Origin of the sequence: Halobacillus halophilus DSM 2266, from assembly GCF_000284515.1 — a bacterium.
Lineage (GTDB): Bacteria > Bacillota > Bacilli > Bacillales > Halobacillaceae > Halobacillus > Halobacillus halophilus.
In genome coordinates this window covers 334,291-347,466 of record NC_017668.1, presented here as the reverse complement: position 1 = coordinate 347,466, position 13,176 = coordinate 334,291, and the positions used below count along the sequence as shown (strand labels likewise).

General features: G+C 41.7%; 13 protein-coding genes. 4 read left to right on the top strand and 9 right to left on the bottom strand.

Annotation, left to right across the window (positions count from 1 at the left end; genetic code table 11):
* Positions 1–55: 55 nt before the first annotated feature.
* Entirely contained in the window at positions 56–337 is a 282-nt protein-coding gene (locus HBHAL_RS01780) for a YkvA family protein (protein WP_041601149.1), read from the bottom strand.
* A gap of 199 nt (positions 338–536) precedes the next feature.
* Here HBHAL_RS01780 and HBHAL_RS01775 point away from each other — a divergent pair, with 199 nt between their 5' ends.
* Positions 537–1,088, top strand: coding sequence for an NADPH-dependent FMN reductase (locus HBHAL_RS01775; protein ID WP_014641622.1), 552 nt, complete (start codon positions 537–539; stop codon positions 1,086–1,088).
* Between the two features lie 30 nt (positions 1,089–1,118).
* Here the strand turns inward: HBHAL_RS01775 and HBHAL_RS21905 are convergent, their stop codons facing one another.
* Entirely contained in the window at positions 1,119–1,826 is a 708-nt protein-coding gene (locus HBHAL_RS21905; RefSeq protein ID WP_014641621.1) for a lytic transglycosylase domain-containing protein, read from the bottom strand.
* 591 nt (positions 1,827–2,417) lie between these two features.
* Here HBHAL_RS21905 and HBHAL_RS01765 point away from each other — a divergent pair.
* Entirely contained in the window at positions 2,418–2,627 is a 210-nt protein-coding gene (locus tag HBHAL_RS01765) for a hypothetical protein (protein WP_041601148.1), read from the top strand.
* Between the two features lie 56 nt (positions 2,628–2,683).
* Here the strand turns inward: HBHAL_RS01765 and HBHAL_RS01760 are convergent, their stop codons facing one another.
* From HBHAL_RS01760 to HBHAL_RS01740, 5 genes are all read right to left on the bottom strand, one after another.
* Entirely contained in the window at positions 2,684–3,565 is an 882-nt protein-coding gene (locus HBHAL_RS01760; RefSeq protein WP_014641619.1) for a diacylglycerol/lipid kinase family protein, read from the bottom strand.
* 100 nt (positions 3,566–3,665) lie between these two features.
* Positions 3,666–3,941 (bottom strand): GNAT family N-acetyltransferase, encoded by a 276-nt coding sequence (locus tag HBHAL_RS01755; protein ID WP_014641618.1) that lies wholly within the window; start codon positions 3,939–3,941, stop codon positions 3,666–3,668.
* 327 nt (positions 3,942–4,268) lie between these two features.
* Positions 4,269–5,711 (bottom strand): carbon starvation CstA family protein, encoded by a 1,443-nt coding sequence (locus HBHAL_RS01750; protein WP_014641617.1) that lies wholly within the window; start codon positions 5,709–5,711, stop codon positions 4,269–4,271.
* Between the two features lie 143 nt (positions 5,712–5,854).
* Positions 5,855–6,592, bottom strand: a complete 738-nt coding sequence (locus HBHAL_RS01745) for a LytR/AlgR family response regulator transcription factor (RefSeq protein WP_014641616.1) — start codon at positions 6,590–6,592, stop codon at positions 5,855–5,857.
* Positions 6,589–8,334, bottom strand: coding sequence for a sensor histidine kinase (locus tag HBHAL_RS01740; RefSeq protein WP_041601508.1), 1,746 nt, complete (start codon positions 8,332–8,334; stop codon positions 6,589–6,591). The genes HBHAL_RS01745 and HBHAL_RS01740 overlap by 4 nt, the downstream gene beginning before the upstream one ends.
* 119 nt (positions 8,335–8,453) lie before the next feature.
* Here HBHAL_RS01740 and HBHAL_RS01735 point away from each other — a divergent pair, with 119 nt between their 5' ends.
* On the top strand, positions 8,454–9,236 hold the full coding sequence (locus HBHAL_RS01735; RefSeq protein WP_014641614.1) for a carbon-nitrogen family hydrolase: 783 nt from the start codon (positions 8,454–8,456) through the stop codon (positions 9,234–9,236).
* A gap of 27 nt (positions 9,237–9,263) precedes the next feature.
* On the opposite strand, the gene HBHAL_RS01730 is transcribed toward HBHAL_RS01735, so the two are convergent.
* Together HBHAL_RS01730 and HBHAL_RS01725 are read right to left on the bottom strand one after the other, a co-directional pair.
* Positions 9,264–10,349 (bottom strand): nitric oxide synthase oxygenase, encoded by a 1,086-nt coding sequence (locus tag HBHAL_RS01730; RefSeq protein ID WP_014641613.1) that lies wholly within the window; start codon positions 10,347–10,349, stop codon positions 9,264–9,266.
* Between the two features lie 80 nt (positions 10,350–10,429).
* Positions 10,430–11,758: a CoA-disulfide reductase gene (locus tag HBHAL_RS01725; protein WP_014641612.1), complete on the bottom strand. Its 1,329-nt coding sequence runs from the start codon at positions 11,756–11,758 to the stop codon at positions 10,430–10,432.
* A 223-nt stretch (positions 11,759–11,981) separates the two neighbouring features.
* Here HBHAL_RS01725 and HBHAL_RS01720 point away from each other — a divergent pair, with 223 nt between their 5' ends.
* Positions 11,982–13,169: a pyridoxal phosphate-dependent aminotransferase gene (locus HBHAL_RS01720; protein ID WP_014641611.1), complete on the top strand. Its 1,188-nt coding sequence runs from the start codon at positions 11,982–11,984 to the stop codon at positions 13,167–13,169.
* Positions 13,170–13,176: the final 7 nt, after the last annotated feature.

Sequence of the window (13,176 nt, the reverse complement as noted above, 5' to 3'; positions counted from 1 at the left end):
TATTATAATCATTCACAACATAGGTTTACCTCAAATTCATGCTCTCTAAACCTTGCTACCTTTCTTCTATTCTAAAATCTTCCTTTAAAGAAAGCGGAGCAGTCTTCACCATCCATTGGGTAATATAAGTAAATACGGTTAAATCATCAAATATACCGAATAGAACCAGAAAGTCAGGAATCACATCCCATGGAAAGAGTATATAACCTAAAAGAAATAATACAGAAAGCCATTTTTTTCTTACGCTTACTTCATTCGAACGAAAAAAACGCAGCATAAAGGGAACGGATTTCCTTACATTGAAGACAAATTTAATTCTGCGCCATAATCTGAGCACCAGCTCCCCTCCTTTCCCTTGTCTATTTCTATACCCTGAGGGCACTGATTTTTACTCCTTCAGTCACAATTGCTTAATTAAAACGTATGCTTTAACATAAAAAGAAAAGTTCCTGCTCTTGGTTGTGATCGTTACATATATACTTGCTGCAACCTTTTTTATAAAGAATGCCGGAAGAGATAAAGGGGAGAAATCTTTAATGAAAATCCTGTTACTGAATGGTACCATAGTCGGAAAGAAAACGAGAACTTTACTCGATGAAATTGACAAATACATTCAAATGCTGCCTGAATCCCACGAAACAAAAATCATTGATTTAGAAAACTATGAACTGCAATTCGTAGATGGCCGTCCGACCGATGAATATAATGAAGACATGCAGCAGCTCATTAAAGAAGTAGAGAATGCAAACGCTTATGTTATTGCGGCTCCTATATTTCAAGGTTCGATACCAGGAACTTTAAAGAATGTGTTTGATGCTGTATCCCCACTTGCTATGCGATATAAACCTGTATCCATTGTAGCGAACGGCGGAACCCTGCAGCACCACCTGGTCATCGAAAACCAGCTTAAGCCGATTTTAAACTACTTTAGGTGCATGGTTACACCTAATTACGTGTACACTCACACAAACCACTTCTCCACTCAAGGTGAACTGATTGATGAAGACGTACGAAACCGTCTTCAAGAAATGATTAAAGTATTTAATCAGTACCTGCAAATGAGTCAAGAGATCGAATTGGATAAGTAAAAGCCTTGCCACTTTTTAGTGGCAAGGCTTTTATACATGAGCTAATACTTTACTTACATAATTTTGAGTTTCCTGGAATGGCGGAACCCCTCCATATTTATCTACATTTCCCGGGCCAGCGTTGTAAGCAGCCAGCGCTAATCGGGAATCTCCATCATAACGATCGAGCATCTGTTTTAAATACTTCGTTCCCCCCATCACGTTTTCTTCAGGATTAAATGGATCTTTAACCCCCATTCCTTCGGCCGTTGCAGGCATCAGCTGCATAAGCCCTTGTGCACCGGCGTGGCTGACCGCATCTGCATTATAATTGGATTCAGCCTGAACTACGGATCGAATCAATTTTTCATCTATGCCATAATGTTGAGAAGCTTTTTTAATAATTTGCTCAATATCCTGATCTTTTCCCTTTGTATTATCTGTTTCTTTTACTTCTTTCGATTCTTCTGGGTTACTTGTTTTTCCTGCTTCACGGTGGTTATCAGATACAGGAGCCTCTTGAGTTTCTTTATTGGATTCCATATGTATAGGCTGGACCTGAAAAGTTGTGAAGCTAGTTATTCTCGCTTGCGGCTGAACCGCACTAGTGGCCGGAGGTTGCGAGAAGGCTGCTTCCAATAAATTATGGAAAGTCATATCCCTATTGTTATCATTGTTGGTTTGATTCTTATTTGAATAAAGGCTCATCATAGACATGCTCTGCATTTGAATCAAAAAATTCAAGCTGCCAAAATTCATACATCCACCTCATTGTACATTAGTAACTAAAGTTTACCTCATCCTCCTGCTTCCTACAATTAAATTCGTCAAAATAATACCTTTTTTTCCATTTGAATCCAAAAGTTGAGAAAAAACGTTCAAAAAAACACTAATGATTTAAAGGTTTCGTAAGGCTTTTTCCCAAAGCAGAAGCCAGGTTATCAATGGTACAATAATAATATCAAAAGAGATAATTAACTATTTCATTCCCTCGATAATAGTTATTTAATAAAGATTAATGGTCTGAAAAGATGGCTTTTCCGTTTTACTGGACTTATATCTGTTCTCTCTTTTGTCTCTTACGTCGAATCACCCTATCTATTTTTCCCCGCCAGGAAAAATAGACCTGTAGCTTTCATGGCATGTCTCCCTTCATTTAGAAGCGCACTGCCATGCCCCTCTTTGGTCTGCAAAGAGGGGTCTTTTTTTATATTTCGATCCAAGTCGTCACTTTTATCCATAACCCCAGCTTGTCCACCAAACTCCCTTACTGTGTAACAAAAAATTTTCAACGTTCAGAAATATTAACAGTTGATGGTACATATAGTGTTAGTAAAGGAGGGGTGCAAAATGGTTGGGTTAAATTTTGATAATTCGTTCTTTAATTACTTAGCAGCAGTAGTAGCGAGCTTCTTTTTACTCTGGCTATCTGAATTTGGAACAATAGCAGACAATGAATTTTTTTCAGCGTTATTCTTCTATGTGGGTGCAATTGGCTTGGCCTTATTCTCATTCGTCATAATATTCTTATCACTTTTCAATCTCTTCTCTAGACAATAAATATCACTAAAGCATAAAAAGGCTGTCTCAGTAAATGTGAGACAGCCTTTTCCCGTTTATTCGACGATCACATCGATATGCGATGGTTTAACATGAATAGATACTGGAAGTGAATCTCCTTCTTCTCCGTCTACATTGGTAACCAGGTTTTCAGAAGACGTAATCTCCAGGTTCTGTGCAGTGAAGTACTCTACATCACTCTGATCTTTAAGATTCCCTCTCAGAATCGACGATACAATAGTAGCCAGCCGGACAAAATTTACATTTTTTATTACGTAACAATGTAAGAGTCCATCATTTACTTCTGCCTGTGGTGAAAGATTTTCTAATCCTCCAGTAGAATTTGTTAAAGCAGCGAGGAAAAGAAAAGACTCACCTTCCCATACTTTGTCTTCATATTCAATCCTTAAAGGATAGCCGGTATTGCCAGATAAGGTTTTTAACCCCTCCATGACATAAGATAGCGGCCCAAATTTGGTTTTTTGTTCCGGGCTGACTTCATAAGTAGCTTCGGCCAGAGCCCCTACAGCTACAATATTCACGAAATAACGGTCGTTAAATCGGCCAATGTCTACTTTCTTTGAGCGATCCGAGCGGAGCACATCTACGGCTTTTTTGGGCTCTAAAGGAATTTTAAGAGCTCTGGCGAAATCATTGACAGTCCCGAGCGGTACGATGCCGAGTAACGGACGATGTGTCTGATCCACCATTCCGTTAATCGTTTCATTCAATGTGCCGTCTCCGCCTAAAGACACCACTAAATCAAATTCATCCTTACAAGCGTTTTGACAATATTTCATGGCATCGAATTCTTTTTCCGTTTGAGATACTTTAACTTCATATCCTTTACCATTTAAGATCTCTTCAATTTTTTCTACATAATCTACTGCTTCTTCTTTTCCGGATGAAGGATTGACAATCAGCATTGCTCTCATCATTTGTATCCCCCTCTCTATTTATCTGGTTAGTTTATTCATTACTTATTATCCAGAGGAAGAAACGATGAAAATCACAATTTTGATTAGTCAGTGTTCTTCACTATTTTTTCCAAACCACGTGGTATTCTGGAGTATCTTTAATCACCTCATGGGCGAAGGAGCATACTGGGTCTATTACAAGTTTATTTTCTCTCGCGTAGTTAACAGCATGATCAACTAAGTCACTTCCTAGACCGTTCTCTCTTTCAGAAGGGACAACGACGGTGCTTAAGATTTTCATAGTGTCTCCGTGTTCTTCAAAGTCCAGATGGGCATCAGGTTTACCCTGATCGCCTATATAAAATCTTCCTTGATCATTTTGAATAGCTTTACTCATATTATCTACCTCTCCTTTCAATTATCCTACAAGAACCATACCCTGAATAAGGAACAGATATTCACCAAATCCTCTTTGATTAACAAATTAAGACATTTAATGGCTCAGAAAGCGGCCTTAAAAGACAATTTCCCTTTTTTTGTAATAACTTATTTATTAAAATTACAAACCTTATTAAAAAGGTGCAGTTAAAAGAACATTGAAGGATTCTTATAGAATGGCTGACCTACACTATTCCGAATTAATCGAGATACTTTTCGGAAAGTGAAGTTCAAGACATATAAAAACATCCACCAGATCTCTCTGATGGATGTTTTATCTGTTTTATCAGGCTGTGGGTTTTAAATCTTCTTCTAATGGAATATCCTTGCTTAAACCACGGCGCGCGGCAATGAAAAAAGCTGTGACAATCGCAACTGTAATAATAGCTGCTAATAGATAGGATATATTCAAAGGAAGATTGAACCCAATCGGAGCGTTAATAATATACGTAAAGGTTGCCATAGTCATAAAGGTTGCTGGTATAGCGGCAATAAAGTAATTTTTACGAGATAAAAACAAGTACATCGCACCTACCCACAGGGCAATAACCGCTGTCGACTGGTTCGCCCAGGAGAAATATCTCCATAAAAGGGTGAAGTCTATACGAGTCAACGCGAATGAAATGACAAACATCGGAACAGCAATCCAAACACGGCTCATAATTTTCTTCTGGGATACTTTGATATAATCTGCAATAATCATACGGGCACTGCGGAAAGCTGTATCTCCCGAAGTGATTGGCAGAATAATAACACCAAGTATGGCTAGCGTTCCTCCGACAGCACCAAGCATGGCCACGGAGACTTCACTAACAACCGCTGCAGGTCCGCCGCTTGCCAATACTTCGTTCAGACCACCTGAACCGTTGAACAAGCTCATAGCTGCGGCTGCCCAGATCATAGCAATAATCCCTTCAGCAATCATCATTCCATAGAAAATGCGACGACCTTGTTTTTCCTGCTGAGTCGTACGTGAAATAATTGGGGTTTGTGTAGCATGGAAGCCTGACAATGCCCCACATGAGATAGTTAAAAATAATAATGGAAAAATCGGTGCATTATCCGGATGCATATTGGTTAAAGTCAGCTCAGGGATTGGTGCTCCTGTCACGACCAATGATACTCCTACCCCAATAGCACTGATTAAAAGCAGAGCTCCGAAAATTGGATAGAAACGTCCGATAATTTTATCGATTGGCAGCATCGTTGCTAATAAGTAATAAGCAAAGATGGCAAGCAGGATAATCGGTAGACTCAGCCAGCTGCTCGTCATGTTATGAAGCAAATCAGCTGGAGCTGTAACGAACACGGTCCCGACTAGTAGCAATAATAAGATAGAAAATGCGTTAACCACGTGTTTCATTACTTTCCCGAGGAACTTCCCAGCCAGTTCTGGCAAGTGAGCCCCTCGATTACGAATGGAAATCATCCCCGTAAGATAGTCATGAACAGCCCCGGCAAAGATGGCACCGAGAACAATCCAGAGAAAAGCCACTGGTCCGTAAAGCGCTCCTAATATGGGACCGAAAATCGGACCTACCCCAGCTATATTTAATAATTGTATCAAAGCATTCTTCTTTTGACCCATCGGCAGATAATCCACACCATCACTGTGAGAATAAGCCGGTGTCGTTCTTTCTTTATTTACCCCAAATATTTTTTCAACATATTTCCCATACGTGAAATAACCAATGATTAAAAGTCCGATACTGATTAGAAACGTAATCACAAAAAGTTCCTCCCTCGATCTATTCTTGTAATCGCTTACAAGAATCGTAACAAGATAACGCTTACATCAGTAGGGTTTTTGATTAACATGTCGAAAATTCTGGTTAACATGTAAAAATCCCGGTCTAAAAAACAGACCGGGATTTAAAGTTCCAATTGTTTTCTTAAATCTTTCACATAATTTCGGCTGACCGATAGCTTCTCCTCTCTGCTCTGCAGTTCTAATTGATAGGCGCCATTGAACCACGGCGTCAGCCTGTTCACATAATCTAAGTTTACGAGATAACTCTTATGAATGCGAAAAAACGGGAAACCTCTTAACCGATGTTCTACTTCCTTTAATGGAGCTCTTGTTTCATAGGTATGGGTTTTCCCAACAATCTTGGTCCACCGCTCCTCGCGATAAACGTACACAATGTTTTCAGGATCAAGATAATGAATATTATCTTCCCCTTCTACAGCGAGCTTTGAAGGCGGTTGGTTAGTAGTCTGAGAAGCATCCATTTGAGGAGCGAATCTTTTTTCTAATTTAACAACTGCATCTTTTAGTTGTTCTTCGTCAAAGGGCTTTAGAAGGTAATCGATCGCGTCGTGTCGAAAGGCATCCACTGCAAAGTCTGGATAGGCTGTAGCAAAAATTATTTTCGGAACCTTTTTCAGTTCCTGAACAGCCTTTGCCACCTCCATTCCATCCATCCGGGGCATTTCCACATCTAAAAACAGAACATCCGGCTGTAGCTGAAGGACTTTCATAATAGCCGTGTCACCAGACTCTGCTTCTCCTATCACCTGAATAGCCTCGTGTTGCTTTAACAAGTGAATTAATTCTTCACGGCTGAAACGCTCATCATCTACCACTAACGCCTGAATGGGTCCTTTCATGCCGACACCTCCTCTTTATTATGAGGAATGAGGAAAGAAATCCTCGTTCCTTGCCCAGGCTCACTTTCTATCTGCAGCTTAGAATTTTTCCCGTGTAACAGTTCCAGTCGTTTGTTTACGTTATATAAGCCAAGCCCTGTGCCTATTTCAGACGTAACTTCTTCTAAACCTAAATGATGAAGTCGTTCCGGCAGTATCCCGCTGCCGTTATCTTTAACGGATACACGGACTCCCTCTGATAGATATTTTATCTGAATCAGAATCTCCGACTCGCCCTCTTGATCTTTTATCCCATGCTTAATGCAATTTTCCACTAAGGGCTGCAAGGTAAGGGGTGCAATCTTTGCCGAGAGGGCATGATCTTCTATATCGTAGTGTACATGAAGCTTATCGACAAACCGTGTTTCTTCAATGTATAGGTAGGCTCTTACGTGTGATAGCTCCTCCGCAAGAGATGTCCACCTTTTTGTGGTGGCCCCAAGGTTTTGTCGAAAGAACTTAGATAAAGCAATAAGCAAAGACCTCGCTCGATCAGGTTCCGTGCGGGTAAGTGAAACAATTACATTCAAAGAGTTAAACAAAAAGTGCGGATTAACCTGGGCCTGCAAAGCTTTTACTTCAGCTTCACGCGCCAGTTCCTGTGCTTTTTCTGCTTCAGCGATTTCCAGTTGCTGACCAAGCAGCGCACTTAGCCCCTGGATCAGCTCTATCAATACATTTGAAATTTCTTTTTCGGAACGAACATAAAACTTTAAAGTACCGACTGTTTCATTTTTTCGTTTTAAAGGAGCAATAACAGCTGCCCCTAAAGGGCATCCGGTATGATCACAACTAATATCCCTGTGGCCAGCGACAACCATTTCTCCTTTTTGAATAACTTCACGCGTAGCGAGTGTTTGAATGGTGTTCCCCGCCTGGTGATGGTCATCTGCCTGTCCGACATGAGCAAGAATATATTCTTTATCCGTCATTGAAATAGCGCTTACCCTCACTTCTTCATAGATAATCTGACAGGCTTTTTGGGCAGAATTCTCCGTTAAACCCTGACGAAGGTGTGAAACGGTGGATTCAGCAAGCTTCAATGCTTTCTGAGCTTGAAGAGCACCGGCTTTTCCCTCCTCGTTTAGTACGTTTCGAATAATTAATAAAAACAACGCAGAGCCAAGACCATTGGCCACAATCATCGGCAGCCCTATTTCCTGGACAAGTTCCCATGCTCTCTCAAAAGGTTGTGCGACTCCTAAAATAATCCCCATTTGAATCGTTTCAGCCAGACCTCCAACCAGAAGGGCTGTTTTCAACTTTAATGGCTGATCTTTTTTATGAAAAAATCCAGCAATGATCCCTGCCACAATAGCCGAAATCCCGCATGCTAACCCCGTGAATCCCCCCAGAGAAAATCGGTGTAACCCAGCAATCAAGCCTGCCCCCGCACCGATTCGATATCCACCAAATAACCCGGCAGCTACGATCCCTATTACCCTAGAGTTTGCAATGGCTTCAGACTCATTCAGTTCATAAGCCCAACTCCCGAATTCGAATGATTGGGTATCATAAGTGATTCCTGTGTAGGTACCAATCATTCCAAACAGTCCAAAAAAAGCAATTGCCATATAATGCTGCTTTCGATTTAAGGCTTTACGGTCAATGAGTTCCCGGAAGAATCGAAATCTTGTTATGATAAAAGCAACGGTAACAATGATGCCCAAACGTTCAAGCATCGGTAGAAATAATTCAAACATCTCTACCATCCTTTCTTTCCTGTTCATCTATTTATTATTGTAGCATGTCTGAAAACGTTTCATACTCAGGTAAATTCATGATATGATTTTTGATAAACAAAGAAGTTCGAGGTGATGATATGACAGTAAAAGCAGGTATTATCCAGATGGATGTCGCGTTTGGTGACCCTGAAGCAAATCGGACACATGCGACCCAAAAAATTGAAGAAGCAGCCAGGAATGGAAGTGAGATTATTGTACTTCCTGAACTATGGACAACGGGGTACGATCTGAGCAGGTTTGATGAACTGGCCGAATCGATGGACGGACCGACACATCAAATGCTCATGAACCTTTCTTCCAAACACCGGGTGACCATTCTTGGGTCAATCGCGGAGCGCGAGGAAGGACGTTTCTATAATACGTTTGTTGCCTACAATTCTATGGGCGAGCGCATTGCCAAGTACCGTAAAGCTCACCTCTTTCGATTAATGAACGAAGAAAAGCATCTTCATTCCGGCAACCAAAAGGGAAATTTTGAACTGAACGGTGTGCCCGCAGCTGGTGTTATTTGCTATGACATTCGCTTTCCTGAGTGGATGCGGACTCACATGCTTAATGGATCCAGAGCCCTTTTTGTCGTAGCAGAGTGGCCAAAGCCCCGGGTAGATCATTGGCGCAATCTTTTAATCAGCCGGGCTATTGAGAATCAGTGCTTTGTTATTGCATGCAATCGTGTAGGATCGGATGCTGCAAATACTTTTGGCGGGCATTCCATCATTGTAGATCCCTGGGGAAACGTAGTGGCAGAGGGATCAGGTGACGAAGAAATTCTTTATGGAGAAGTAGATTTTACGGATGTAGAAGCTATCCGTGAACAAATTCCTATTTTTCAGGACCGGAGACCAGACCTATACGAATAACCTAAAAAAACCCTTTAGAGCACTAATCTAAAGGGTTTTTTCGTATGCATTTGTTTGATAGAAGAAATTTGGCGTGTCCATCCGATCTGTGTAAGACGAATGAAAGATATGAGTCGACGCAGGAGAAACGGGAGGGATCAGCCAAGTCCAGTCTCCTGTGGGCTCTCTTCCGCAAGTTCGTTCTTTCTTTTCAAAAAGCTGAAACTGCTGGGCAGCCGAATGATGGTCCACCATACTCACCTTATCCTGTTTAAAGGAATAGAGTACCGCTTGGTTTAATTCGATTAACGCCCGGTCCTTCCACAAGGAACTATTTCTTCTCGTATTCAGGCCCATGGCTTCAGCTACATTAGGTAATAGATTATAACGGAATTCATCAGCCAAGTTTCTCGCACCGATTTCAGTTTCCATATACCAACCATTAAAAGGTGCTGCTGTATAGTCAATACCGCCGATTTCCAGACGCATATCTGAAATAAACGGTACAGCATACCATTTCAGACCAAAATCACTAAACCATTTATACTCTGGGTGACGAAGAGGAACTTCAAGAATGTGCTCTTCCGGAATTTCAAACCATTGAGGCTTAGAACCATCAACTTGTACCACAAGCGGCAGAACATCGAACCTTCCTCCTCCGCCCTGCCAGCCCAGAGCTTCGCATTGGCGGGTAAAATCGACAGAAGCCGGATCACCCACTACCTCCCCGTTTATTTCGTACCCTGCGTAACGGATCAGCTGATGATTCCAGAATCGAACTTCCTCATTCCCCTGTTTCGGTTTAAACACAGAAATAGTCGATCGAATACGGCCCCCATTCGTGGCATAGTTCATATGCTCATACACCGCATCCCGAATCTCTTTTTCGTCCTGCAAGTGGCGTTGGTCAAACACTTGTAAGCTGTTCCAGAATAACCGTCCAATGCAGCGGTTACTATTCCTCCATGCTACTTTTGCTCCGTATTCTAATTCTTCGAAAGTATGCTGATAAGTACCTGAGTCTTCAATTGATCTTTCTATCTCTTTGACCCTTTCACCGGCACCCTGCCGTCCCAGTTCTTCATAGCATTCAAAAATAAACTGCTCTGCTTTTTGAAGTAATTCTCTATTCAACGTAAAGCTCCCCCTGTATTGTTAATCCTGTTTCCATAGTACCACAGCGCCGTGCGGAAACAGAAAGCATGGATCCTTCTTCACGCTCTTCGCGCTGCTTGCTGAATAGGATCCCAGACACTGTTATAAGGGGGCGCATAGGCAAGATCAAGATCAGCCAGCTCATCAATTGTCATATGATGATAAAGGGCGGTAGCAATAACATCGACCCGCTTGTCCGTACCGGCCTGGCCTATAATCTGAGTGCCTAACAGTTCTCGGCTTTCTTTGTTATAAATAAGTTTAAGCGTCATTGGATCCTCTTTAGAATAATACCCGGCTGCATGGGTTGATTTAATAGAAATCGTATCGTAAGGAATATATTCACTGGCTGCTTCTTTTTCAGATAATCCAGTGCGGCCAAGAGTTAAGTCGAAAAATTTCAAAATTGAAGTGCCAACCACACCTTGAAATGCCTTTCTTTTGTTCACCATATTCAGTCCTGCTACCTGACCTTGTTTATTGGCGTGAGTTCCTAAAGGTACATAATCCAGTTTCTGTTTCAGCCGGTGATACTGCGCTGCGCAGTCCCCTGCGGCATAAATGTCCATTATACTTGTTTCCATAAAAGCATTGACACTGATCGAATCTTGCACTCCTTTAGAAATTCCAGTTCCTTCTAAGAAGGATGTGTTAGGATTGACTCCGGTAGCAGCCAGTACAAAATCAGTTTCATACTCACCCTTATCTGTGACGATCGACTCTACTCGATGATCTCCTCTAAATTCTTCAACAGACTCACCCAAATTCAATTCTACTCCATGGCGTTCTGCTTCTTCATGGATGAGGTCAGCCATATCTTCATCAAAGATCTTTGCGAGTTGGGCGCCACGGTCAATAATCCGCACCTTTTTACCCAGCGTAACTAGACTTTCTGCCATTTCCAAGCCAATATACCCGCCACCGATAATCGTTACTTTTTCAATGGAATGGTTTAAGTCCTCCATAATAGCCTGCACATCTGGTATAGTCTTTAATGAAAAGATCCCCTCAAGCTGACGCCCTTCCCAGGGAGGTATAATCGGGCTTGCGCCTGTAGCAATTAACAGCCGGTCGTAAGACTCCTCAACCTCTTGGCTCGTTTTATGATCGATGCCATAAACCACTTTATGATCACAGTCCACTGTTGTAACCTCATGAGAAGTACGTACATCAATTCCATACTTATCCCGAAAGGTCTGGGGCTCCCTGGCAATCAAGTCATCTGTCGATTTGACGTCGCCGCTTACAACATAAGGAAGGCCGCATTGACCATAAGATGTTATCTCTCCTTTTTCAAAAACAACAATTTCATTCCCCTCGCTATTACGTACAATTTGCATGGCTGCACTCATTCCTGCTGCGTCTCCACCTAAAATTACAATTTTCATTTCTACCACTCCTTCTTTCTCTTCTAGTTATGCATACCCAAAAATATCGACCTGCAAAATTTCGACTGAAAATAATCTAAATTTAAGTGTTTCTATGTAGGATTTAGTTTGGTTTTCTGAATGTATATTGCTCCTAGTATTCCCTATCCGGATAAAGACATGTTACACTATCCATATTATTCAGTTGTTAGAGTATTCAAATAATAAGCCGAGGTGGAAAAGAATGAAACAATATAAGCAATCTGAAGCCATTCAGCGTTTACCAGATCAATTCTTTGCAAAGCTTGTAAAGAAATTAAACGATTTCCAGCAACAAAAGGGAGAAGACGTACTAAATCTTGGTCAAGGTAACCCTGACCAGCCTACCCCTGAACATATTGTACAATCACTGCAAAAAGCAGCCGAAAACCCTGAATACCATATGTATCCCCCTTTTCAAGGGTTTGATTTTCTGAAAGAAGCTGTGGCAACGTATTACAAACGAGAATATGATGTTGATCTTGATCCCTCTTCAGAAGTAGCTATACTATTTGGCAGTAAAAGCGGACTGGTAGAGTTGAGCCAATGCTTCTTGAATCCCGGCGATACAGCCTTAGTCCCTGATCCTGGCTATCCGGATTATTGGTCAGGAGTAGCTATGACTGATGCCGTCATGGAACCTATGCCGCTTCTAGAGAAAAACAACTTCCTTCCTGATTATAACGCGATGGATCCAGAGGTCCTTAAACAGGCTAAACTTATGTTTCTCAATTACCCCAACAATCCAACCTCGGCAGTGGCTGACCAAGCTTTTTTTGAAGAAACCATTGAACTCGCGGATGCTAATGATATTTGCGTGGTCCATGATTTTGCTTATGGGGCAATCGGATTTGATGGTGAGAAACCTTTAAGCTTTATGCAGGTTCCCGGCGCCAAAGATGTAGGAGTCGAAATTTATACTATGTCGAAGACTTATAATATGGCAGGGTGGCGCGTGGCGTTTGCCGTAGGAAATCAAAGTGTGGTTGAAGCATTGGAACTTGTCCAGGATCACTATTTTGTGAGCCTTTTCGGAGCTGTGCAGGAAGCTTCAGCTACAGCCCTCTTAGATTCACAGGAATGTGTGGAGGAGCTAACGGATACTTATGAAGCACGACGTGATTTATTACTTGAGGGTCTGCGAAACAGCGGCTATCGCTTCCAGCCCTGCAAAGGGTCTTTCTTTGTGTGGGTTCATGTCCCGAATGGCTACTCCTCTGAAGAATTTGCTGATGCTTTGCTCGAGCAAGTCGGGTTGTTTGTAGCACCGGGGATTGGGTTTGGTGATTACGGTGAAGGATTCGTTCGGATTGGTTTGAACAACTCTGAAGAAACCTTGCGTGATGCAATATCCAGATTCCAAAAATTCGCTGATAAAAATAATATTGTATAGAAAGAAC